Raw genomic sequence first — 25728 nt, 5'->3', positions numbered from 1 at the left:
CCTACCCAACCATTCTGAGAGGTGGTGTGGATTTTCTTATGGAACAGCCCGCTTTATCAAAACAATGAGCCTTTTCCAGAGCTGGCGTCACATGTAGAGTGCTTCCAATTTCAATGGAGAAATCACCCGAAACACGCACTCGAAAAAAACCACCCTTGCTAAGTTGGAGATCTACATAGGTTTCAGGCCCCAAATGCTCCAATAACAACACCTTTCCCGTTAAAGAATTATTTTCTTTGGCTCCAATTTCAAAATGCTCTGGTCGCAATCCCAATGTCATCTCCTTTGATTTGGGCACCGGAATTCCAAAGGGAAGGGTAAGTTCTGTTCCATCTTTTAGCTTGATCGCAGTGGCTTTAGTGTCTGCCTTTACAAGAATAGCCTCAATAAGATTCATCTGTGGCGAACCGATAAAACTGGCCACGAATTTGTTGGCAGGAGCACGATATAACTCGAGGGGGCTTCCTATTTGCTCAATCTGTCCCTTATTGAGCACCACGATCTGGTCTGCCAACGTCATGGCTTCAACTTGGTCATGTGTGACATAGATCATGGTGGTGTTAAGCTTTTTCTTCAACTCAGAAAGTTCAATGCGCATCTTGACTCTTAAAGCGGCATCTAAATTAGACAGTGGTTCATCAAAGAGGAATACTTTTGGCTCTCGCACAATGGCACGACCAATAGCGACTCGTTGACGTTGCCCCCCAGAAAGTTCTTTGGGCTTTCGGGTTAAGAGTCCTTCCAAATGTAGGATCTTTGCAGCCTTTTCAACTCTATTTCGTATGGTCTGCTTGTCATAATGGCTTCGTTTAAGGCCAAAGGCTATGTTTTGCCGGACACTCATGTGGGGATATAATGCATAAGACTGAAAAACCATAGCCACACCACGCTTAGCAGGTTGAAGACACGTAACATCTGTTCCGGCAATTTGGATAGAACCGTCACTAACATCTTCAAGTCCAGCTATGAGGCGGAGGAGGGTGGATTTTCCACATCCTGATGGCCCCACAAAAACAGTAAACTTGTTGCCAGGCAAATGGAGGTTAAGATTTTTCAATACTTCTGTTTTTCCAAATGATTTGGAGACATTCTGAAGTCTTATATCAGCCATTTGCAGGTATCCATTTCATTAAAGCTTAGCAAAGAAGGCGCCAAAAGGAGGAAGTTTTACATAACCATCCACTATCTCGGTATTAAAACCAGTTCCTTCTAAAGGGGTCATTGTAGGAAAATTTGAAAGGGAAAAGGAAGCATCTTTTTCGGACGTGTTGAAAACAATCAGCATTTTCTCTTCTTCACAACCTCTAACGAAGGCCAAAATGTCCTTAGGGGCGTCAATAAGCGTAATATCCCCATGTTGGAGTGCAGGATGATTTTTACGCCACTTCAGAAAGCGTTGGTACGTGCCTAGAACAGAAATAGAATCATCCTCCTGGGTATCTACAGCACGGCGTGTGTGCTCTTGAGTGATGGGCAGCCAAGGCGATCCCTCTTTACTGAAGCCGCTATTAGATTGATTCTGATTCCAAGGAATCGGTGTTCGACAACCATCACGACCTTTGTATTCAGGATAAAAGGTAATTCCATAAGGATCTTGAAACTTTTCAAAGGGAACATTTGCCTCGGGAAGGCCCAACTCTTCACCCTGGTATACAATAACGGTGCCACGGAGAGAAAAAAGGATGGCCATCAAAAGTTTTGCAAATTGATCTTGTTCGGGAGAACCCTCTTTCAGATGGGGTGCCAAACGGGTAAGTGCTCTTGGGGTGTCATGATTTCCAAAGGACCAACACGGCCAGCCCTCTTTTATCTGGCTCTCAAGCTCTTCTACAGTTGTCCTTATAAAATCGGCGCCAAACTTGTCATGAAGCAGGTTGAAAGTATAGGCAATATGCAAGCGGTCCTGTCCTTGAACATACTCGCATGCCCGAGAGACCGAATCATCATCTCCGATTTCTCCAACGGTTATACTGCCCGGATATCTATCCATAAGGGCACGAATCCGGTTGAGAACAGCAATGTTTTCGGGACGAGACTTATCATAAACATGATATTGGTAAGCATAGGGATTGTTAGCAAAGACGCCCACATCTAAATGTTCATCCAAAGCCCGAGCAGGATTGTCGCGTAGCTTTTGATCATGAACAAGAAAGTTTATGGTGTCTAAACGAAAACCATCTACACCACGTTGGAGCCAAAACTCCATGGCGCCCAATAGCTCATCCAACATATCAGCATTATGAAAGTTCAAGTCTGGTTGACTGGAAAGAAAATTATGAAGGTAATACTGTCCCCGTCGAGGCTCCCATTCCCAAGCAGATCCGCCAAAAATAGAGAGCCAGTTATTGGGTGGCGTTCCATCGGATTTGGGATCTGCCCATACATACCAATCGGCTTTTGGATTCGTTCGATTCTTCCGGCTTTCAGCAAACCAAGGATGTTCATCTGACGTATGACTAAGCACTTTATCGATCAACACTCTGATTCCAAACCCATGGGCCTTTTCAATCAGAGCATCAAAGTCTTTTATAGTGCCAAAAATGGGATCAACATCCTTGTGATCCGACACATCATAGCCAAAGTCTTTCATGGGGGATTTAAAGATAGGAGAAATCCAAATGCCATCTATACCAAGATCTCTCAGATACTCTAGGCGTTGGGTAATCCCTTGAAGATCCCCAATACCATCATTATTAGTGTCCTGAAAACTGCGAGGGTAAATATGATAAAGTACGGCACCTTTCCACCATGGAACGACGGATTCAATATTAGGCTGTAGTTGTGACATAAGTTATCCCTTCACGGCTCCTGCAGTTAATCCAGATACAATACGGCGTTGGAAAAATAAGACAAGTAAAATAAGGGGAACGGTAACAACGACCGAAGCAGCCATGATCTGTCCCCAGGGAAGCTCATGCTGGTTGGCCCCACTCATAAGCGCAATGGCAACCGGCACTGTTTGTTGTGTATTCGTCAGGGTGAAAGTAAGAGCGAAGAGAAATTCGTTCCACGCCGCAATAAAGGCCAACAGACCCGTTGTTACAAGGGCTGGCTTTAAAATGGGAAGAAAAATACGGACGCAAATTATAAAGGGGGAGGCCCCATCAATGATCGCTGCATCCTCAATGTCTCTGGGTATTTCGCGCATAAAAGTAGTCAAGATCCAAATGGTAAATGGCAATGTAAAGGTGATGTAAGAAAAAACCAGGCTCAGGGTATTGTTGTAGAGTTTCATGGAATGAATTAGCTCAAACATACCTGATAACAAAGCAACCTGGGGAAACATACAGACCATCAGAATGGTAAACAAAAGATATTTCTTGCCTCGAAACGCAACTCTACCAAAGGCATAAGAGGCGCATATGGCAACAAATAAAGATAAAACAACTGTACTGGTAGCCACAAAGGTTGAATTTAAAATATTGCGTCCAAAGGGTTGTTCACGAAAAACCGAGATATAGTTTTCCCAGGTGGGATTTCCAGGAATCATGTGGGTCGTAAATAGATCTGATCCGCTCTTGAAAGAAGTCACAATGGCCCAATAGAAAGGAAATACTGAAACAAGAACGATGATAAAACTAAGCACATAAGGTATGTATTTGCGTTTGTTTTGAATAACCATTAGCGCTCTTTCCCACCAAGGGCTTTATTCCCAATGGCCATATAACCAATGGTAATCCCACCAATTAAAATAAACAAAAGGACCGAAGCAGCAGAGCCAGTCCCAATATTCTGGAAATCAAAGAGTTGTTGACGGGCATAAATGGACATAGACATGGTGTCATAGTTGGTCCCCGTCAAAATGTAGATAACATCAAAAACACGCAAAGCATCTAAAGTCCGAAAAATCATGGCGACCAGGATGGCCGGCATCAAGAGGGGGAGGGTGACACGGTAAAAAACCCGCAGGGGATTGATCCCATCTACTTTTGCAGCCTCATAACAATCCTTAGGAATGGTCTGAAGGCCAGCTAACAACAATAAAGCCATAAAGGGAGTCGTCTTCCAAACATCCACAAGGACAACAGACCATAATGATAAGTCTGGGTGTGCCGCCCAAGCCACGGGGGAAGCTAAAAGACCTAGTTTCACGCCAACTGAATTTAAGATCCCGTATATATCGTGATACATCCAACTCCACATACGCGCAGAAACAACCGTCGGAATGGCCCAAGGGATAAGGACTGCAGCTCTCACAAAATTGCGGCCTTTAAAATGCATGTTCAGAACCAAAGCAACCCCTAGACCAAGAAGGGTCTCTAGGGAAACCGAGACAGAAGCAAATAAAAGAGTGTTCCAAACAGCTTCCCACCAGTTGGGATCTTCAAATAGAAATAGAAAGTTCTGAAATCCATCGAATTGAAGTTCTGATAAATCACTCAAATGGGCATTAGTCAGGGAAAAATAAAAGGTTCTAACAAATGGCCACCCTGTTACAGCTAACAAAACCAAAAGAGCGGGCATTAGAAATATCCAAGCTGTACGTACCCGATAGAGGCTTAGTGGACGTTTCTTGGCTGAAGAGGAGGGGATTGCAGTGGGTGAATTCATCGCCACTGGCCATTCCTGCTTAAAAGCAATAATTTCTTCTCAAGAACTTTCAGGGGATATTTAGTTCTCGTGCGTTTCGACAGCATTCTATGAACGACATTACAAAACTCTGTACTTACTTGGCCGTACCATTTTCCAGTTTGGGCAGAAGGACGTACGATTGCTTTCTCGAAATGAGGCCGCAACACCTGCATGAAGGGATGTTTTTTGAGGATTTCCTTATCAGCGTAGAGACTCTTTATTGTCGGAAAATAGTTTGCTGACAAAGCTCGACGCTTTAACTCTTTCTTGCCCGTCAAATATCGCACCAAATCCACAGCTTCCTTAGGGTTTCTAGTGTATTTCGAAACAGCCAAGTGCCATCCGCCTAGCATACCAACATGTTGGCCATTTTTTCCTCCCCTTGGAAGTAGAGCGACCCCAACCTTACCGCGCATGGGACTATCTTGTTGATTTATAAGGGACCAAACATAAGGCCAATTACGCATAAACAGGGCATTTCCTGATTGAAAAACCCCTCGCGCCTCTTCCTCTTCATAATTCAAAACACCCATAGGTACAATGTCTCCCACCCAGGAGGCAGCAATTTCAAGAGCTTTAGAGGACTCTGGGGTGTCTATGTTTAAGGTGCCATCTTTTCTAACAATAGGCGCTACTTGAAAAGAACGGATCCACTCTAATGCATTACAGGTTAAGCCTTCATAAGCCTTCCCCTGGAAAACAAATCCCCAAAAATTGCTATTTCCTTCATTTCTTTCAGCTTCTTGAATTCGTTTTGAAATCCGTGTTAAATCTTCCCATGTTTCTGGAACGGGTTCTCCATATTTCTCCAAAAGATCTTTTCGGTAATATAAAGAAGCCACCTCGGTATACCAAGGAAGGGCAACCAATTTCCCTCTCACGGTATTATTTTCTATCAGACTCGGAATATATTTCTCTACATCTGATGCATCCATATAAGGCAACAAATCCAAAAAGTGATTGGATAACAATCCTGGCCAAGTGGTATCTATGGTAAAGACATCTACGTCAGATGATTTTGTCGCGAACAGCTGATGGTACAAAGTAAGGCGCTCGCTGCTATCTGCAATTGCCGTCAGGACTTCTACTTCATTTCCCGTCTTCTGGGCCCAATCTTCTGCCCCCTTTTTACAGGTCGCAAACTCCTGCCCAACCGTTCCGCACATAATACGGACAGTTGCAGCCTTGGAAAGAGGAATATACATCAGAATTCCCAATCCAAGCACAAAAATTTTAAAGACTGTTAACCACTTTACGTTGACCACGTGCATATAACTCACATAAGGGAGTACGAACTAGTCACAGATCATAAAAGCGAAAGAACAGTTTGGCAAGGCCTGAAGCCGTGATAAAAACTCATAGCAAGAAATTTACCGCGCAAAAAACTCATAGTGCTGTGAAAGCAATGCTGCAATAAAGGCACACACACTGCGTCATGCCGCAAAAACCGTACACTGCATCAAAGGCCCACAGCGTAACAAAGCCGCATACACTGCACCAAAGACGCATACACACTACATCATGCCTCTGGCATCTGTTTAATGGATCCCGCGATGCCAACTCACTCTACGCCTCACCGGCTTAAGACGCCGGCTCGTCTAGAGTTCTTAGGCTCCGGGAAGACGAGAGTGTGCGGATGGCTAGAACTCGCTTCTTAAGCACTGGAGCGGCTTAAGACGCCGATTCGTCTAGAAGCTCCCTAGGCTCCGGGAAGACGAGAGTGTGCGGATGGCTAGAACTCGCTTCCTAAGCACTGGAGCGGCTTCCCGGCCAATCGTTATCCTAGCCAGTGGCCAAAGCCGTCTTCCCGGCCAATCGTTATCCCAGCCAGTAGGCCAAAGCCGTCTTCCCGGCCATTAGGAATTATGGGCAAGCCGTAGGCGCGTCCTAGAATTCCTTATGAGCGCGGGATCCATACAATTAGCGGGATCCATACAATCAGATGACAGAGAAGCTTCAAAATCACATCATAGCGGCCTGTCTCGTCGTAGCGGCCTGTCTCGTCATAGCGTAGCGAAGACGGAAGCGAAGACGGATGAGCGCGGGATCCAGGAAATAATTTAGTGTCTGCTCTTGATGTGAGTAGTCATCTCACAATTTGGATGTTTAGTCCTGAATCCACTTTGCTCCAGTGATTTAGAGGCCATTTTCGTCCTGAGAGCTGCATTCTTATTTTTATTTTGAACGTTAGCATTCATTAATTTTTCTTTCTCTCGATTTTTATGAGCCATTTTTTTAAGATGCTTTGCCGCTTCTGGGTGATCTTTCCCCAACACGTCTGCCAAATCATCAAAAATATCAGCCATCTCACCCGTTAGGTCGGCCGACTTCTGCAGATTCTCAGCATGATCCTTTATAACATCGATGTCTTTTGTCTTAAGATCATTTAGCTCTGTAGCATGATGGGTAATATCTTTTTCTAGACCAGTACACGCCCCTGTTTCATCCTTATCAGCAATAGCTTGGGATGTGACATTTAAGCATGCTAGAGCCGCTGTAAAAGCAAATGTTTTTGTCGTTTTTCTCATTTCTACCTCCAGGGTTTATTCTTCTTCTCCATACTGTACCGAAGATAGATTCCTCTGTAAATTGAAGATTGAGAAAGTAATTCTAACTCTCTGCTCATCTGACACAAAAATGCAGTCCCTCCTAAATCCTATTTCTTCCCGCCAAAGAAGTCTTTCATCATCTCAATGGGGAAGGGGAAGACAATGGTCGAGGACTTGTCGGTCCCAATATCATGGAGGGTGTTCAGATATCTCAGCTGCATGGCTTGGGTATTTTTTGAGAGAGTTTCCGCCGCCTTAAATAGATTTTCTGACGCTTGGAGCTCACCTTCGGCATTGATGATCTTGGCACGTCGCACACGCTCGGCCTCGGCTTGCTTGGCAATAGCCCGAATCATCTTTTCATCCAAATCAATGTCTTTGATTTCCACATTAAGGACCTTTATTCCCCAAGGATCCGTCGCAATATCTAAAATCTTCTGGATGTTTTTATTAAGTTTATCACGATCCGTAAGCATCTCATCGAGATCATGCTGACCTAGAATAGACCGTAACGTGGTTTGGGCCAGCTGGCCTGTGGCGTATTCATACTCTTCCACATTGATAATCGCTTTTTGAGGGTCTACAACACGATAATAGAGAACTGCGTTGACTTTAACCGTCACATTATCCCTAGAAATCAGGTCCTGAGTCGGCACATCGATTACCAGCGTTCGAATATCTACCCTAACCATTTGCTGGATCATGGGCACAACGATGATCAGGCCCGGACCTTTTACTTTCCAGTATCGTCCCAACAGGAATATAACACCACGCTCGTACTCTCGTAAAATGCGGAAAGTGTGCATGAGTGTTCCCAAGATAAGGATAGCCAATCCCATATAGACGTATAAATCAATAAACATAATTCAGTCCTCCCGTTTTCGTTCTGATGGTTCCACAAACAATGTCAGTCCCTCTCGTTTTACAACCCTAATAGCATCAGAGGGCTTTAAGGGCTTTTTGGCATAAGCGTTCCACAATTCTCCCATAACCTGGACGTGGCCTTGATTGCCATGCCAGTCCATTACACGCGCATCCATCCCTATGAGTTGTTCTCCACCGGCAACAACGGGTCTACGCCGTGCCTTAAAAGCCAACACCACAATGAGGGCGAGGAAACTGCTGCTGAGAGTCGCAATGCTGCCCACTAAGGTCCAAGAGACCCCATAGCCAGGAATATCTGTGTCCATCAGCATAATAGAACCAATAACAAAGGCTACCACGCCTCCAAAGCCCAGGACGCCAAAGGACGGCATAAGTGCTTCTGATATCATAAAGGCCAGCCCTAACAAGATAAGAGCCAATCCCGCATAGTTTACAGGCAAAATATGCAGGGCGAAAAAAGCAATCAAAAGACAAATCCCCCCGATAACGCCAGGCACAAACGCACCCGGATGGGTAAATTCGATCATAAGGCCGTATATTCCTGCCAACAAAAGAATATAAGCCACATAGGGGCTCGTGATGATGCCCAAGAGTTCCGTGCGCCAATCTTGCTCAATGGTTTCTACTTTCATGTTTTGAGTGTCCAAGGGTACTTCCACATTCATTATGGTGACCCTATGCCCATCCAGTTTTTTGAGAAGGGAATCCGTATCAGTTGCAATAAATTCAATAATGCCTTCCTTGAGGGCCTCTTCGGCCGAGATACTTTTTGCTTCCAGAACAAACTTCTCAGCCGATTTCACATTACGCTTTTGCAGTTGAGCCAAACTCCGCATATAGGAAACAGCATCATTTAGGACTTTATCTCCCAGTTCTGGCTTACCCTTCGGGGCTTTTGCCGCTTTTCCTTTGTCCTCTTTTTTCTCAGGCTCTTTCTGTTGAGTCGGCATGGGGAGCCCGCCCATACGAATGGGGGTGGCAGCGCCAATATTCGTCCCTGGTGCCATGGCTGCAGCATGACTGGCCACTAAAATAAAGGCACCGGCACTAGCGGCGCGGGCCCCACTGGGCGCGACATATGTTACGACCGGAATAGGGGAGGCCAACAGGTCTCGGATAATATCTCGCATGGAGGTATCCAATCCGCCAGGGGTGTCCATTTTCAAGATAATCAGGGACGCTTCTTTCTCACGGGCCTTTTCTAGCCCACGATGGACATAGTCTCCAATAGCAGGCCCAATGGGCCCCTTCACATCAAGAACAATCGCTAGCTTTTGAGGCGAGGCTTGAGGATCTGCAACCGAGAGAGAGACAAGACAAAGCAATCCCAAACACATAAGGAGTAACCCAAACCCAGCAAGTTTGATGCCTTGTCCCATTTATAAAGCCTCGATGTCATATCCCATTTAAAAAACTCCCACGCCTTTACAGGATACCTCATTTCTTGATTTTTGTCACAACAATTGGGGAAACCTGGCTATTCAACAGCTACCCCTAAGGCAGTTTCCTTACGCAAGAGACTTTTCGACCCAATTTAAATAATTTGAATTTCCAGATTGAACAGGAATCTCAAGGATGCAGGGGCACTCATACTGGCTTAGTTCTTCAATTTTTTTCTGTAATCGCCCGACATATTCGGATTTTGTTTTTAAGTAGACAGCGATTTCATCTTCTTCAACTATTTTTCCTTCCCACCAAAAATAAGACTGCATGGGCTGAAATATATTGGCGCACGCTATAAGACGCTCCTCAAGGAGCGATTGCACTACATCCTTCGCTGTTTCATAACTGGGAAATGTCACATAGACTATTGAGCAATTCATCGTACCCCACTCCTCGTAAATCTAAGCTTCAAGGTAAGCAACTTAAAAAATATACATGAAATCTATACGTTTGAGGAGGAGTTTAATACAAAAAACACCCGATTTATTTAAAAATCAGGTGCCATTTATCGTTCCATTGAAGCAAAATTAATTCTTTTTTAGAAAATTTCTATTTAGCTCCACAAGGATTTAAAGCCATTCCAAACATTTGAAGCAACACTTTTAACGCCATTTAAAACACTTGAAGAAATAGTTTTAGCGCCATTAAAAGCCGTTGAAGCCAGACTTTCTTTTGTTGGCGCTTTTTCCTTGGCTGCTTCTTTAGCTGCAAGCTCTTTAGCTGCAAGTTCTTTGGCCTCTTTAGCCTTTGTGTGAACTAAACCTTTACGCAAACCCTCATTAAGATCAGTAGATACAATTTGAGGATCAAATGCCCCTCCAGTATCCTCTGCCACAGAACCGAAGTGAAGAGGTCCAACTAAACCCGTCACGACAGTTTGAACTCCCAGGGAGAAGGCGCCTAATATATTACCTTCTGCAAGATTTCTTCTAACGCCTCTAACTCCGGCTTTAAAACCTTCCCAAATTGAACGACCCGTAGATTGATGAGCTAGTGTTCCAGTACTCCTGTAACCGGCAAAATTATCCGCCAAATATTCCCCAACCAAGGGAATTCCTCTAATAAAACCACCTATAGTCTTCCCTGGAACAGCATTTGTAACAGGATCATTGGCATCGGAGTAACGAATTACATTGTCGTGCCCAACAACGCGTCCAAAATAATCATAAGCTTCGTCATTACCGAGAGTTCTTGGTGCAGAAAGGGCGACTCCAAAAAAGTGTGGATCTTGCAGATTGTTAAAATTAGGCCCAAATACTTTCTTCCCATAATTCTGGGCTAAATCGAGGATCGCAGCTTGAGCTAGTCCTCCGCCCAGGCTATGACCTGTTACGATAAAGCTAAGATGATTCTTCTGCTCGGGGGAAAGTTCCTCTAAAAAACCATCTAATACAGAGTGCAAACTCTCTCTGGATTGAAGGTACTTGTGAGCAAAACCGGAATGATATTGTGCCTTCTCCGAACCAAACTCAGGGACATTCCCCTTTAAAATATTAAAATTGGTTATCCAGTCGGAAAAAGAAGCTGATCCGCGAAAGACGACCTGCACTATTCCTTTTGCCTCGTTATACAAAACCATTCCAGGGGTATCAGCAAATACTCCCCCAGATTTTCCGTGAAAAACCCTTTGTTCCCAACCTTCTCGTGCAAGATCAAGATCACCTAGCTGTGGACCATACTTCTTCTGCAAGTACGTTTGATTAATGGCTTTTAGGATCGCCGGCATATTGGCCTGAACAACGCCGTTTACTTCATGTCCATAGGGTGTTTTTTGTACAAGTGGGGCATTTCTAGAAGGGAGTTCTACTTTTACGTACTCCAGCAGACCTTCCCTATCCCTCAAGGAAACCGATGAATCAGCATAACCATTACAGGCACTAATTGTCATAAAAGAAGCAAATGCAAATAAATAAAATTTGTTTTTCATTTAAATACCTTCCTATTTAAAATCAAAAATCTAAACTCCCCTTCGGCAAATATAACCATTAGGAAGAAGCTCCGCATAAGCGGCCAACAATAACATTCAATTGAATTCTAAAGAAAAATTGGAATATATTTCAAAGGATCTCTTTATATTCTCAACTTCTATCTCAATCTAAGCATAACCTCAAAACTCAATCTTGATAAATATCTAGTGTTTTCGATATAGTTTGTCAAGGTTTTTAGTGCTCAATTCTTTTGGCACAGAGAATATTTAATTTATTCCAACTTCAGCAATCCATTTCAACTTTAGGGATATTAAGGTATATTCATAGAAATCCGAGAGGATGATCAGGGATTCGAGAGGATAGCAATAAAGGGGTGAAGGTTGATCGTATCAAAAGGAAACAGCTTGCTGGAAGAAAGATCACAGCTGCGAGAGGCTGTGCGGAAAGCATATCTTACGCCTGAAGCCGCATGCGTGAATGGCTTACTCAAAACGGCTTCCCTGTCATCGACTCAACTGGCATCCATTGAAAAACGCACACGCGTTCTGATTCAAAAAGTACGGAAAGCGCACGCATCCCAAGTAACACTGGAAACATTTCTAGCCGCTTATGATCTTTCTACGCAAGAAGGGATCGTCTTGATGTGCCTAGCTGAGGCCCTGTTGCGTATTCCCGATGCGAAAACCGCCGACGATCTTATTCGCGACAAGTTAATGAATGTAGATTGGCTCCAAAAAATAGGCAGTGGCGATTCCTTTTTGACCAATGCACCCACCTGGGGGCTCATGCTTACAGGCAAAACTCTCAAGTTCACGGAAGGGGATGATCAAGATCCAACCCATCACCGTGTCTTTAAGAGTCTCATTCGAAAGAGTGGCGAACCGGTTATCCGTCAGGCGATCCGCCAAGCCATGCGTATTCTAGGCCGCCAATTTGTCATGGGAGATACAATCCAGTCGGCCATTAAGCGTGCACAGGGGATGGAGAAAAAAGGATATAGCTACTCCTATGACATGCTGGGGGAGGCTGCCTGCACAGAACGTGATGCTCAAAGATACTTTGACGCCTATAAAGAAGCCATAGAAACCATCGGAGAAACCGATCACCAAGGCGGCATCTCTATTAAGCTCTCGGCCTTGCATCCCCGTTATGAAGTGCCTCAGTATAAGCGGGTCATGACCCAACTAGTGCCCAGGGTTTTGGAGTTGGTCAATTTGTGCCGGGAAAAGGAGATTCCCTGTACTATTGATGCCGAAGAAGCCGAGCGCTTGGATATTTCATTAGATGTGTTTGAAGCCGTTTATCGGGACAAAGCGCTCCAGAATTGGGACAAATTTGGCCTTGTGGTTCAGGCTTATCAAAAACGAGGACTCCCGGTCATTCGGTGGCTTGCCGAACTATCAAAGGCTTATAAGCGGCAAATCCCCATACGATTAGTAAAAGGGGCCTATTGGGATAGTGAAATCAAGCTGGCCCAGGAAAAAGGACTATCAGGATATCCCGTCTTCACACGCAAATCGTCCACAGATGTCTCTTATGTTGCCTGTGCCAAAGAACTCTTGAAGCACGGCCCCCTAGTTTATCCTCAATTTGCCACCCACAATGCCCATACAGTTTCCACAATTTTAGAATTACTGGATACAAAAACGGCCCACTTTGAGTTTCAGCGGATCCATGGCATGGGGGAAGTGCTCTACGAAACAATTAAAGAGTCCTTTGATGTGCCGGTCCGTATCTATGCCCCCGTGGGTATCTATAAGGATCTGCTACCTTATTTGGTCAGACGCCTTTTGGAAAATGGCGCAAATACTTCTTTTGTGAATAAACTCACCGATTCCACCATCAGCCTGGACATTTTGGCAAAAGATCCATTAGCAAAAGTCAAAGGCTTCCAAGAAAAACCCCATCCGGCAATCCCTTTGCCACGAGATCTCTTTGAGCCAGAACGCGCCAACGCTATGGGATTGGACCTGACAGATGTGGATAGATTGCGCCACTTAAAGTCTCAGATGGATCCCTTAGAGAAAAAGTCTTACACTGCCGGCCCCTTCATCAAGGGGAAGCTCATTATATCGGAAAATAAGTCAGAGTCATATGAACCAGCCCGCCACTCTCAAAAACTGGGGGAAGTACATTGGGCGACAGACATCCATATTGAAGAAGCTCTCAAGACAGCCAGATCTGGATTTGCAGACTGGTCAAAGGTTTCACTTGAGAAACGAGCCGCCATACTTAATAAAGCTGCGGCGCTTTTAGAGGAAAGAATCCCCCAATTCATCTCTCTTATCGTGCGAGAAGGGGGGCGCACGCTAGGGGACGCGCTCTCAGAGGTAAGAGAAGCCATCGACTTTTGTCGCTATTATGCGGTTCAAGCCAGAGAAGACTTACTGGACAAAGCACTTCGTGGCCCAACAGGAGAAACCAACGTGCTCAGCTCTATGGGACGGGGCACTTTCGTCTGTATAAGTCCCTGGAATTTTCCTTTGGCCATCTTTATGGGGCAAATGACAGCGGCCCTGGTGGCGGGCAACAGTGTGATCGCTAAACCGGCGAGCCAAACGCCTATGATTGCCTTAATGGCCGTTAAACTGCTTCATGAGGCAGGCGTCCCCGTTAATACATTAACACTCTTACCGGCTTCAGGATCCCTAATCGGATCAAAGCTTCTGCCTGATCCTCGCGTAAATGGTGTGGTGTTCACGGGGTCGACGGAAACCGCCTGGACTATCAATCAAACTTTGGCCCAGAAAAAAGGCACAATAATCCCCTTTATCGCCGAAACGGGCGGCATTAATGCCATGATCGTGGATTCTTCGGCCCTCTTAGAACAAGTCGTCCATGATGTGATTGTTTCGGCTTTTCAGAGTGCTGGCCAGCGTTGTTCTGCTCTCAGGATCCTTTATATCCAGGAAGACATTGCAGATGCCCTACTGGAAATGCTTATTGGTGCTACGGCAGAACTTACCATGGGCGATCCCGGGCTCCTAAAGACCGATATCGGGCCCGTTATTGATAAAGGAGCCCAAGAATCATTGTTGGCCTATGCCCAAAAGCGTGTCCAATCTGGTAAACTTTTATATAAGCTGCCTCTCCACGGCACGCTGGGGTCGGGTTCCTTTGTTACACCCCACATATTTGAATTGGAGAAAGCAGAGGATCTTACCTGCGAAATCTTTGGACCCATGCTCCATGTGGTCCGGTATAAAGCCAACCAGCAAGATCAAGTGATCGCATCCATTAATGGAACGCACTATGGTCTAACCTTTGGCATCCACAGTCGCATTGAAAGAACCATAGAGTATATTCAGTCCAGGGTCCAAGCCGGCAACATTTATGTAAACCGAAGCATCATAGGTGCCGTCGTGGGCGTCCAACCCTTTGGCGGCCACGGCCTCTCAGGAACGGGGCCCAAAGCAGGCGGCCCCCATTATCTGGCACGTTTTACGACTGAGAAAACAGTTACCGTTGACACCACAGCCTCCGGTGGCAATGCCACGTTGCTGACCCTGGGAGAAGACTAAGAATTTAGTTTACAGAAGACCAAAACCGTGCAAATCTGAAGTCGAACTTCAATATTGCAAGGGTTTTGAGATATGATACCGCGCCAACTAGAGCCAGAGCTCCGCTTATCAGCCAAAAAGTATCCAGTTGTAACTGTGATGGGCCCACGCCAATCCGGAAAAACAACCCTCGTTCGTAATACATTTAAGGCCAAACCTTATGTGAATCTTGAAATTCCTGAAACACTTGAACTTGCTGAGTATGATCCAAAAGCCTTCTTTTCCCATTATCCCGAAGGTGCCATTATCGATGAAATTCAAAAATGTCCAAAGTTGCTATCCTATATTCAGGGGATTGTTGACGAGTCAGATCAAAAGGGACAGTTTATTCTTACTGGAAGTCAGCAACTTTCCCTATCTGAGGGCATTACCCAGTCTCTAGCAGGCAGAACAGCAGTGCTGACCCTTCTTCCTTTGACCATAGAAGAGTTAAAGAGAGAAAGTCTTTTAAAAAAAACGACTGATGAAATTCTACTCACTGGGTTTTTTCCACGCATCTATAGGGATGATCTTGATCCAGTTAAGGCATCCGGTAACTATATTCAAACGTATTTAGAACGTGATGTAAGACAACTTATTAACTTGAAAGACTTTAGAAGCTTTCAGCGATTTCTAAAATTATGCGCGGGAAGGATTGGCCAGTTATTGAACTATCAAAATCTTTCCAATGAGGTCGGCGTTTCAAGCCATACCATTAAACACTGGATTGCTGTGCTGGAAATGTCCTTCATCATCCATATATTACCCCCTTATTTTGGGAACATTGGAAAACGCACTGTAAAGTCTCCCAAATTATATTTTACAGATACAGGCATCGCCAGCTACCTTTTGGATATTAGAACCCCGGAACAACTGAATCGAGACCCATTAAGAGGATCATTATTTGAAAACCTCGTTGTAAATGAGATGCTAAAAAATAACTACAATCTCGAGAAGCAACTGGTTTTTTACTTTTTTAGGGATAGCTCTGGAAAAGAAGTCGATTTGCTGTACAAAGAGGGTGCTAATTTTAAGACTTTTGAAGTGAAATCTTCGAGTACTTTTCATAAATCATTTTATAAAAACTTGCACGACTTTGAACAGCTTTCAAAAGAAAGATCTTCATTGGGAACTTTGGTATACTCTGGTGATGATCTCCCAATTTCACGAGGCGTAAGAGCCATTAACTTTAAAGATATTTCAACGATTTTTGAGGAGTAACTTTCTGAAATAAAAATAAAAGCATCAAATTTTGATTTCAAACATCCATGCAAATCTGAAGTTGAACTTCAATATTGCAGAGTTTTTACCGCTGCTTTTTCCCAAGCTTTTTCTTGCCCGTCTTGCTCTTTCCTTTAAAGGATTTCCCAGTTCTAGGGGCTGGGCCTGCTTTTCGCAATTGATTTTTGTTCATGTGCCCTTCGTGATCGATCAGCTTGAACAAAAGGGAGTTGGTCAGCGAGTTAGCCTCAATTAATTGGACCGTCACGGCATCTCCTAGGGCATACACGTTGCCATGTCGGCCAATGAGGGCATGAATATGGCTGTGGAAAGTATAGTAATCGGAGGTAAGGGCAGAGCAGGGGATAAATCCGTTTGCGCCGGTCTCATTTAGCTGGATAAAGAGACCATGGCGATTGACACCCGCTATGCGACCCTTAAAGATGGCATCCACATGATCTTCCATGTAAGAGATAATGTAACGCTCCAAAGACTCGCGCTCAGCCTTCATAGCACGGCGTTCGGTAATCACTAGATGCTCTCCGATTTCGAACCAATCATGAGCATCTGGCTCTTCAAGCCCCCCATCCCCTAGGCCAAAAGCCGAGATGAGAGCACGATGAACCAATAAATCGCTGTATCTTCTGATAGGCGAGGTAAAGTGGGTATATTCTTTAAGACTCAAGCCAAAATGGCCAATGTTCTTTGGAGAATAGATAGCTTGGGATTGGACTCTAAGCACCAAATCGCTGATCATATTCTTTTGGGAGTGGGATTCTGTTTTTTGTAAAAGGTTGTTGAAGTGATGGGGCTGCATCAAACCACTGCGACTTACTGAAAAACCCATGGTTTTTAGGACCGTCAGCAATCCTTCCAGCTTTGTAGGATCCGGCGTGTCATGGACTCGATAGAGAAAATTCTTTCCCATCTTCTTGAGCGCTTGGGCCGAGGCCACATTTGCCAGGATCATGAATTCTTCAATCAAACGATTGCTGTCATTTTGCTCAACAGGAACAATCTCTGCCACATGATGGGATTCGGAAAAAGTTACTTTGCGCTCTGGCACATTCAAATCAAGAGTGCCGCGCTTTTCACGCGCCTTCTTGAGAGTGGCATAGGCCCCGAATAGATTGTGCAACAAGGGATCAACTTTTGAATCAGACGCCTTCTTTTCATAAATAGCCTGTACGTGATCATAGGTAAGCCGTGCCTGAGATTTCATAAGGCCACGGACAAATTTATACCGTTTCAGCTGGCCGCCACCATCAATCCACAGATGTACGGCCAAACATGCCCGCTCTTCGTGGGGCTTTAGGGAACAAGTCCCATTTGACAGAGCCTCGGGCAACATAGGCACTACCCGATCAGGAAAATAGACTGAGTTTCCCCGCTCATAGGCATCTTGATCCAAGGCATCATGGGCTTTTACATAGTGAGCCACATCAGCAATGGCCACAATAAGATGCCAGCCACCTTCAGTATCCGGATCGGGTTCAGCCCAAACCGCATCATCAAAGTCTTTGGCATCGGCGCCGTCAATTGTTACCAATGGAATATTGCGCAGGTCTTCTCTGTCTCCCAAAGAGGGAACATCGTTCTTTTTAGCCTCAGCCAAGGCTTTATCAGAAAAATCTGTGGGAATTTCCAATGAATGAAGAACGATCAAGCTGATGAGTTTGGGATCCGATTTGTGCCCCAATTTTTTTGAAATATGGACAGAGGGTATTTGAACCCCACGACGGGGCATAAGCTTTGCTTGTACGAGATCCCCAGATTTTGCATCACCACAGTGACTGGGGCCTACAATGTAGTCGCGACGACTTCGCCGGTCGATGGAGCTTATGATGCCCCCTTTTTCTGTTAGCCTAAACAGCCCCACAACATATCGAGGCGTATGCTCTAGCTTTTTGACCACCCATCCCCTATAGGTTTCATCTTCTTCAGGTGTAAGTCGTGCCAAAACACGATCCCCAACGGCTGGTGTCTCTCCCGTTTTTCCCTTGGCATATACGTAAATGATCGTGGGTTTTTCCTCATCGATCTCTTGAACAGCCCGACCAATGGCTTCACCATCCGGAGATAGGGAAATAATGTCCACAACGCCAAAAGAGGGAAGGTTACCTTTTCCGCCATGTTGGTGGCATTTGCTGCCTTTCAAGAGGCCTTCATCTTTCATTTCTTTGAGCAGCGCCTTCAGAGAAATTCGGCCAGAGCCTTTTATTTGAAAGGCCTTGGCAATGTCTCTCTTGCTGGCAGCATCAGGGTTATCTCGGACATAATCGAGTATTTCTTGCTTCGTTGGGAAAGGTGTCTTTTTTTGCAATCCTTACGCTTTCTTTTTAAAGCCTTTTTTTCCCTTTGTTTTGGCTTTTTCTTTGGCCTCAGCAATCACCACGACAGCACGCTCTACATCAACAGTGAGAACATCATCATCTTTTGGAAGGGATACAAACTTGTTTTCATATTTTAAGTACGGTCCAAAGCGGCCAATGCCTGCTGTGATAGGCTCTCCTGAATCAGGATGAATACCCACATCGCGGGGAAGAGAGAGTAAGGAAGTTGCATCCGTAAGATTGAGGGTCTCGGCCTTATAGCCTCTTGGAATCGGTGCTCGCTTAGGCTTACTTTTGCCTTCGGGCTCACCCAATTGAAGATAGAGACCGTAGGGCCCCTTGCGAATGGTGATAGCAAGTTTTGTAGTGGGATCAATTCCTAGCTCTTTGGGGAAATCGGAGCTTGCTTGTATTTCTTCTTCCGTTTCCTCTTTTTCGCCAGATTGTTTAAGCCGACGCGTAAAACGGCACTCCGGATAATTTGAGCACCCAATAAATGCGCCAAACTTACCCAGCTTTAAGGAAAGATCCCCTTCATTACAATCTGGACATTTCTTGGGATCTTTACCGTCTGCCCTTGGCGGGAACAGAAGAGTAGCAAGGGCTTCATTAAGAATTTCGATAACTTGAGTGATTCTCAGTTCACTGGCGGTTTCGATATTTTCCTTTAACTTGATCCAAAATTCATCGAGGACTTTCTTCCAGTCCAAGCGCCCCCCGGAAATCTCATCCAACTGATCTTCCAAATCCGCTGTAAAAGAATACTGAACATAGCGCTCAAAGAAGTTCTCTAAAAAGGTCGTAACAATGCGCCCTCTGTCTTCAGGGAAGAAGCGCTTTTTCTCCAAGCGGACATACCCACGATCCTGAAGCACCGAAATAATAGAGGCATAAGTGGAGGGGCGTCCAATACCCAACTCTTCCAACTTTTTAACCAGGCTTGCTTCTGAATAGCGAGGAGGGGGCTGGGTAAAGTGCTGGAGCGGGCTTACTTCTTTCTTCTGAAGAGTATCTTTTTCATGCAAAGGAGGCAATTTTCTGTTCTTCTCGTCATCGGAAGCTTCGGAATCATCTTTTCCTTCTTCATAAACTTTTAAAAAGCCGTCAAAAGTGATGGTAGAACCCGTCGTACGAAATTGAACGCTTTGATCAGAGGCGACCATGTCTACGCCAACTTGATCCACTACGGCACTTGCCATTTGACTAGAGATCGCACGACGCCACACGAGAGTGTACAGCTTCAGCTGACTAGCGTCCAAATAAGACTTCAGCTGTTCAGGTGTCCGACTCAAATCGGTAGGTCTGATGGCTTCATGGGCTTCCTGGGCGTTTTTAGCCTTCGTCTTATAAACCCTCTGGGACGGAGAAACATAATTCTTTCCGTATGTTTGCTCTATTACGGACCGACAAGACTGAATCGCCTCACTCGCCATCTGGACACTATCCGTACGCATATAGGTGATAAGACCGACGGTTTCCCCTTGCAGATCCATACCCTCATAAAGCTTTTGTGCCGTCCTCATGGTCATGGAGGCACCAAATCCCAGCTTTCGAGAAGCTTCCTGTTGCAACGTTGACGTCGTAAACGGCGCCGATGGATTCCGCTGTACTTGCTTTTTCTCAACTTTAGAAACGGTGTAGGTATCAAATTTGTTGATTTGCTGAACGGCTTCTTTGGCGGCAGCTTCAATCCCGAGATCAAACTTCTTAAGCTTCTTCCCATTCAAGTGGGTAAGCTGGGCCTTAAAGGGCTTGTCTGAAGGGGTCAAAAAGTTCGCTTCAATGGTCCAGTATTCTTGAGGATTAAAGGCCTCTATCTCACTTTCCCGCACAGTCACCAATCGGAGCGCCACAGACTGGACACGGCCAGCAGAGCGACTTCCTGGCAACTTACGCCACAAAACAGGGGAAACACTGAAACCCACCAGATAATCTAGAGCGCGCCGAGCCAAATAGGCTTGAACCAAATCTTCATCCAGTTCTCTTGGATGATCAAAGGCTTCCAGCACGGCTCGTTTTGTCACTTCGTTAAAGACGATGCGCTTAACCTCAATTCCCTTTAAAAGTTTCTTCTTCTCAAGCAGCTCTTTAACATGCCATGAAATAGCCTCTCCTTCGCGATCCGGATCAGTGGCCAGGTACAATGCATCGGCACCCTTTGTCGCAGTGGCAATATCTTTAATATGTTTGTCAGATCCCTTGGAAACTTCCCAGTTCATAGAGAAATTATCCTCAGGATTAACAGATCCGTCCTTGGAGGGTAGATCTCTCACATGTCCATAACTGGCCAGTACTTTATAGTCACTACCCAAATACTTATTAAGGGTCTTGGCTTTAGAAGGGGACTCAACGACAACTACTTTCATCTTTTACACTTATCTTACCTTATACGCTTTTTAACGTATCTAATTTATGCGCTCTCTGAGCTCTACATTTACACGCTAGTTTAAGCGTGAAACATGACTCCCCGAAGGTCGGGTAACCCGCCCTGCAAGCTCTAATTCCAAAAGACTTGCAGAAACTTCACTCGCAGATAAATGACAGGCTCTCGTCAACTCGTCAACCCCAATGGGTGAAGAACTCATATTTCCCAAGAGCATCTGATGGGCTTTGCTTCGTTCTCGAGAAGAAAGTGCTGGAGGTGGCGGATAGCTTGGTTTTTGCATTTCCTTGATGGAAGTTGGACTCTCTTTTTCGTCAGGATACATATTAATGATATCTTCCACAGACGTCAGGACATTGCCTCCTTGTCGAATAAGGTCATTAGATCCTTCACACCGCCCATCGGAAGGAGATCCTGGAACCGCAAAAACATCTCGTCCCTGTTCAAGGGCAAATCGTGCGGTGATTAAGGAGCCCGATCTCATGGCTGCTTCCAAAACGATGACTCCATGGGAAAGGCCAGAGATCATACGATTCCTCCTGGGGAATTGTTGAGCTTGAGGAGGCGTCCCGATAGGCACCTCTGAAATAACAACTCCCTTTTCTTCAATTTCCTTTTGTATGTGCTTGTTTTCTGGCGGATAATAACGATCCAATCCTGTTGCAAGTACCGCAACCGTCCCCGACGCAAGAGCGCCCTGATGGGTAGCTGTATCGATTCCTCGTGCAAGTCCCGACACAAGAATCCATCCCAAATATCCCATATCTTGAGCCATTTTATGGGCAAATTTCCGCCCATTAAGGGACGCATTTCGGCCTCCAACAACAGCAAAGCATCTTTTGGACAGCATTTCCACATTGCCAATAATCCGTAGGACGGGTGGAGGATCAGAAATTGAAGCTAAATGTGCTGGGTAATGAGGATCGTCAATGAGCAACAACCGCCCTCTCAATTTTTTCAACTGGGCTAATTCTCGTTCCACTATTTTGCGAGGATAAAGTCTCAATGTCTTCTTCCCGCCCCGAGCTGCCATTTCTGGAAGCCCTTCTAGGGCCGCCTGAACCGACCCAAAATGGGCCTTTAATTGCATGAATGTTATGGGCCCAACGTTCTCTGTACGTGATAGTTGAAGCCAATCTAATTGAGTTTTTTCTGATAAGGCGGCCTTCCCCCCACCTTTGGGTGACGAACTAGTATCCATTGCAACCCTCCATTTGTCTGATTTAGGTTACAGATGGCACATGGCTGGCGCAATAGGCTTTAACGATTCAAGCCATGGAAAAACGGCAAACAAATCCCTAAAAAATCTAGGCCTTACTCTGGCATATTTTAGGCTCTTGCTTTGACCTAAGGCGTAAAATGTTTTGCGAATGCCTGAAAAAGACTATGGCTGACAAGACGACAGAGACAAAAACAGCAGTAGCAGACTCTCCGAACAGATAAAGATACAGAGGAGATAAAGCGACGGCAACCAGCGAAGCAACCGACGCGTACTTGGTCACTATTAAAAAGAACACCCAAGTAGCAAAGGCCAATAAGCCAATGGGCCAATGGAAAAATACCAAGCACCCTATATAAGTGGCAACACCTTTTCCGCCTTTAAAGCTTAGCCAAAGAGGGAATACATGTCCAAGCACAGCTCCGGCCATAGCTGCTAAGGGGGAAAACCCTAATGAAAGACATAACCAAACAGCTAAACCTCCCTTGCCACCGTCCAGAAGTAGAGTCAAAAGAGCCAGAAATTTGTTGCTCGTCCGCAAGACATTTGAGGCACCGATGTTACCAGAGCCAGTGGTTCTAATATCTTTGTGTCCAGTTACTTTCGTGAGCAACAAACCAAAGGGAATCGATCCCAGGGCATATCCTATGATCAGTGATAATAAAGGGGCAAAATCAAATAATACGTCCATCTCTTAAGCTTTTAATTTCCTCATCAGTCTTGTCCAAGATCTCTTTTAGTACATTTTGAGTGTGTTCGCCAAGGGGGGGAGGTGATTTTTTATTTTTAAGAACGCTTTTTGAGAATCGAAGAGGGCTGGCGATCATTGATAAGCCCTCTGCATCCTTGCCTGGCACATAGGGATGTGAAAGTTTTTCGATCATGTGTCTTGCGGCTACTTGAGGATGCTGGAGTGCTTGATCAATATTATTGACCGGACCACAAGGGACATCTACACCTGAGAGTCCCGTCATCCAATACTCGGCTGAATGTTTCTCCGTTATGCTATTTAAGAGATCCAGCAACTCCTTGCGATGACGAACCCGGCCATCATTGGTTGCAAACTTTGGATCTTTGGCAAGTTCCGGAACTTTGGCAAAGGTACAAAGCTTTTCAAATTGCTGATCAGTTCCAACGGCAATGATAATGTGCGCATCCTTCGCCTTAAAGGCCCCATAGGGGACAATGTGCGGATGTTCATTGCCCAAGCGCGTTGGAACAATTCCTGAAGTTAAATAGGCCTGACCAACAAAAGACAGAAGGGACATCTGTGATTCTAACAAGGACAGATCAATAAATTGGCCTTCTCCGGTCTTTTCCCGATGGTGCAGGGCCGCAAGTATGGCAATTGTGGCATAAAGCCCTGAGGATATATCGGCAATGGAAATACCTACTTTTTGGGGGGACCCTTCCGGTTCCCCTGTAATGCTCATCATGCCGCTTAGGCCCTGAATCAAAAAATCATAGCCAGGACTATGGGCCTCGGGCCCTGTATGACCAAATCCGGTAATGGAACAATAGATCAGGTTTGGAAAGGCTTCTTTCAGCGCCTCATAGCCTAATCCATACTTATCCAAGGTTCCCGTCGTGAAATTCTCCACTAAAATATCCGAGTGCTGCAATAATTCTCGGATAAGGTCTTGGCCTTCTGACTTTGAAAAATCAATAGTCACGGATCGTTTGTTGCGATTAGCGCTCAAATAATAAGTGCTTTCCGTCGTATCCTTGCCGTTGTCGTCCTTGAGATACGGTGGTCCCCATTTACGCGTGATATCTCCTTCGCCGGGTCGTTCCACTTTGATGATGTCAGCGCCCAAATCCCCTAGCGTTTGCGTGCAAATAGGTCCGGCGAGTACACGGCTAAGATCTAGTACACGAATATCTGATAAGGGTCCCACGAAATGCCTCCATTTTTTATCTCTTCTGTAACAATCATAAAAGAAAGACGGCCTTTAGGCAATTGCGGGCTTATGAGCTCGCTATCTTATGAGCGTAGAGGCAAATGGCAGCCGCATTGGAAACATTGAGAGTGGGGAAAGAGGGCTCTGTGGGAAGCTTTGCCAGAAAATCACAATTCTCACGGGTTAATCGCCGAAGCCCTTTGCCCTCACTGCCCATAACAAAGGCCATGGGACCATCCAGGTCAATCTGGCCAAGATCTTGCTCAGCGCGTTCATCTAGTCCCACAGTCCAATAGCCTTTCTCTTTGAGGGCGCTCAGCGCCTGCGACAAATTAACGGCACGAATAAGCGGCGTATGTTCCAAGGCACCCGAGGCTGACTTTGCAAGAGTGCCCGTTTCAGATGGCGAATTCTTTTCCGTAATAATAAGGCCCTTGGCCCCAAAGCCGGCACAAGAACGAAGTATTGCGCCTACATTGTGGGGATCGGTAACCTCATCCAAAATCAAAAATGGTCCGGCTGCAGAGGATGAATCACAAACGTCTTCTATAGAGAGCGGAGGTAAGGGGTCCACAGAAAGGGCAATGCCTTGATGGACAGCGCCTTCTGGCAGTTCTTTATGGATGTCGCTGGTTGAGACGATCTTCGGCTGCAGCTTCGGGGTGGAAAGAGCATTGGCATCTGCAAGAGACTTTGCGGCTTCCTTTGTCGCCAGCAGCTTGTGACATTGCCGTTTAGGATTCTGAAGAGCTGCTATCACGGCATGAAGACCATAGAGCCAAAATGCGTTAGGGGAGGGGGAAGAAATGCGAGGAGCCATGAGCCTATCTAATACTTTGTTGTGGGTTTAGTCGTAAATGGAAATTATGACGCCCCACCGTATTAGGCAAGACCAAATTAGGGCTCCTCGCGAAGATGTTTGTTTGGACACTTTATTTCAGCAAAAAGTTATTTTTATGCCGGGGCAGTTTTATCCCCCCATACGCCTAAACATATGCTTTGACTGCAAGGCATAAGTAAATCTATTACTAACTCCAAAGACTCTAATGCTTCTAATTCGGCGGTAAGTTTTTTCATCTTTTGTTTCCGCAAATATACACAGCTCACCATTATCACTGAAAAAATGTTTTCCACGTATGAATGGCAAGGTCGCTTCAAATGCATCCTTCTTAACTTTTCCGCTTGTATCAAGCCCTTTTACAAAGCGACTATGCTCGATTGATATTAAAAGTAGTTTTTCACTTTCCCACGGCCAAAATGTATCCCCACCCATATTTTTCAGCAATTCATGGCGAGGAAGTTCACCTACATTCGCTACATACGTTGTGTCACCATTGCCAAAGTAGATTTTCTGTTCATTTCTATCCAGATGCATGCCCCCACCAAAGGCAGCGCGAAACGAGACACCTGTTCTTTGCGTATCAGGGCTCTGCGGATCATAAGAATTGATAACAGGAAATTCCCCTGCTTTATTCAAATAATAAATTCTTCCTTGACTATCCGTTGCAATTTCACACGGCATACCACCTCCATATTCATTATATGGTCCAATTCGCAAGAGTTTCTGTTCACCATTTTCCGTCTCTACAATATGCAGTAGGTGCTCAGTGGCAGTATATATACCCAAAACGAATCAAAGTGCCGATTTCAGTAATTGAAAATCATCATTGATGCGATCCACCATATCGTGGGAAATTTTTGGCCAAGTGATTTCAAAAAAGTCCATGATTGATCTTCGAAATTCTTTTGCAGAAG

At 45.2% G+C, this 25728-nt stretch carries 19 protein-coding genes; 2 read left to right on the top strand and 17 right to left on the bottom strand.

Features of this window, described 5'->3' with window-relative positions:
* Position 1 precedes the first annotated feature (1 nt).
* From ugpC to HOL16_06750, 10 genes are all read right to left on the bottom strand, one after another.
* Entirely contained in the window at positions 2-1111 is a 1110-nt protein-coding gene (gene ugpC / locus HOL16_06795) for a sn-glycerol-3-phosphate ABC transporter ATP-binding protein UgpC (GenBank protein MBT5390390.1), read from the bottom strand.
* Between the two features lie 18 nt (positions 1112-1129).
* Positions 1130-2788: an alpha-glucosidase gene (locus HOL16_06790; protein MBT5390389.1), complete on the bottom strand. Its 1659-nt coding sequence runs from the start codon at positions 2786-2788 to the stop codon at positions 1130-1132.
* Positions 2789-2791: 3 nt separating this feature from the next.
* Complete coding sequence (locus HOL16_06785; protein MBT5390388.1) at positions 2792-3622, bottom strand: carbohydrate ABC transporter permease; 831 nt, start codon at positions 3620-3622, stop codon at positions 2792-2794.
* On the bottom strand, positions 3622-4551 hold the full coding sequence (locus HOL16_06780; GenBank protein ID MBT5390387.1) for a sugar ABC transporter permease: 930 nt from the start codon (positions 4549-4551) through the stop codon (positions 3622-3624). The genes HOL16_06785 and HOL16_06780 overlap by 1 nt, the downstream gene beginning before the upstream one ends.
* On the bottom strand, positions 4548-5843 hold the full coding sequence (locus HOL16_06775; GenBank protein MBT5390386.1) for an ABC transporter substrate-binding protein: 1296 nt from the start codon (positions 5841-5843) through the stop codon (positions 4548-4550). Before HOL16_06775 ends, HOL16_06780 begins: the two co-directional genes overlap by 4 nt.
* A gap of 789 nt (positions 5844-6632) precedes the next feature.
* Entirely contained in the window at positions 6633-7100 is a 468-nt protein-coding gene (locus tag HOL16_06770) for a hypothetical protein (GenBank protein MBT5390385.1), read from the bottom strand.
* A gap of 128 nt (positions 7101-7228) precedes the next feature.
* On the bottom strand, positions 7229-7984 hold the full coding sequence (locus tag HOL16_06765; GenBank protein MBT5390384.1) for a slipin family protein: 756 nt from the start codon (positions 7982-7984) through the stop codon (positions 7229-7231).
* 3 nt (positions 7985-7987) lie between these two features.
* Positions 7988-9385, bottom strand: a complete 1398-nt coding sequence (locus tag HOL16_06760; protein MBT5390383.1) for a nodulation protein NfeD — start codon at positions 9383-9385, stop codon at positions 7988-7990.
* Between the two features lie 129 nt (positions 9386-9514).
* Entirely contained in the window at positions 9515-9829 is a 315-nt protein-coding gene (locus HOL16_06755; GenBank protein ID MBT5390382.1) for a divalent-cation tolerance protein CutA, read from the bottom strand.
* A gap of 173 nt (positions 9830-10002) precedes the next feature.
* Complete coding sequence (locus tag HOL16_06750) at positions 10003-11376, bottom strand: lipase family protein (GenBank protein MBT5390381.1); 1374 nt, start codon at positions 11374-11376, stop codon at positions 10003-10005.
* 381 nt (positions 11377-11757) lie between these two features.
* Here HOL16_06750 and putA point away from each other — a divergent pair, with 381 nt between their 5' ends.
* Entirely contained in the window at positions 11758-14898 is a 3141-nt protein-coding gene (gene putA / locus HOL16_06745) for a bifunctional proline dehydrogenase/L-glutamate gamma-semialdehyde dehydrogenase PutA (GenBank protein MBT5390380.1), read from the top strand.
* A gap of 72 nt (positions 14899-14970) precedes the next feature.
* Positions 14971-16137, top strand: coding sequence for an ATP-binding protein (locus HOL16_06740; protein MBT5390379.1), 1167 nt, complete (start codon positions 14971-14973; stop codon positions 16135-16137).
* A gap of 85 nt (positions 16138-16222) precedes the next feature.
* On the opposite strand, the gene rnr is transcribed toward HOL16_06740, so the two are convergent.
* The 7 genes from rnr to HOL16_06705 all read right to left on the bottom strand — a co-directional run bounded on the left by rnr (position 16223) and on the right by HOL16_06705 (position 25600).
* On the bottom strand, positions 16223-18460 hold the full coding sequence (gene rnr / locus HOL16_06735; GenBank protein MBT5390378.1) for a ribonuclease R: 2238 nt from the start codon (positions 18458-18460) through the stop codon (positions 16223-16225).
* A gap of 3 nt (positions 18461-18463) precedes the next feature.
* Positions 18464-20836 (bottom strand): type I DNA topoisomerase, encoded by a 2373-nt coding sequence (gene topA, locus HOL16_06730; GenBank protein MBT5390377.1) that lies wholly within the window; start codon positions 20834-20836, stop codon positions 18464-18466.
* Positions 20837-20911: 75 nt separating this feature from the next.
* On the bottom strand, positions 20912-22054 hold the full coding sequence (gene dprA, locus HOL16_06725) for a DNA-protecting protein DprA (protein MBT5390376.1): 1143 nt from the start codon (positions 22052-22054) through the stop codon (positions 20912-20914).
* A gap of 106 nt (positions 22055-22160) precedes the next feature.
* Positions 22161-22763: a glycerol-3-phosphate 1-O-acyltransferase PlsY gene (gene plsY / locus HOL16_06720; protein ID MBT5390375.1), complete on the bottom strand. Its 603-nt coding sequence runs from the start codon at positions 22761-22763 to the stop codon at positions 22161-22163.
* Positions 22747-23970 carry a CoA transferase gene (locus HOL16_06715; GenBank protein MBT5390374.1) on the bottom strand — a complete coding sequence of 408 codons (1224 nt, stop codon included), beginning with the start codon at positions 23968-23970 and terminating at the stop codon, positions 22747-22749. The genes plsY and HOL16_06715 overlap by 17 nt, the downstream gene beginning before the upstream one ends.
* A 70-nt stretch (positions 23971-24040) precedes the next feature.
* Positions 24041-24793 (bottom strand): 23S rRNA (guanosine(2251)-2'-O)-methyltransferase RlmB, encoded by a 753-nt coding sequence (rlmB, locus tag HOL16_06710; GenBank protein MBT5390373.1) that lies wholly within the window; start codon positions 24791-24793, stop codon positions 24041-24043.
* A gap of 150 nt (positions 24794-24943) precedes the next feature.
* A complete protein-coding gene (locus HOL16_06705) occupies positions 24944-25600 on the bottom strand; it encodes a hypothetical protein (GenBank protein ID MBT5390372.1) in 657 nt (218 codons plus the stop codon).
* Positions 25601-25728: the final 128 nt, after the last annotated feature.

Source organism: Alphaproteobacteria bacterium, assembly GCA_018662925.1.
In the GTDB taxonomy this organism is placed as follows: Bacteria; Pseudomonadota; Alphaproteobacteria; order 16-39-46; family JABJFC01; genus JABJFC01.
This window is presented reverse-complemented; position numbering and strand designations above follow the sequence as displayed.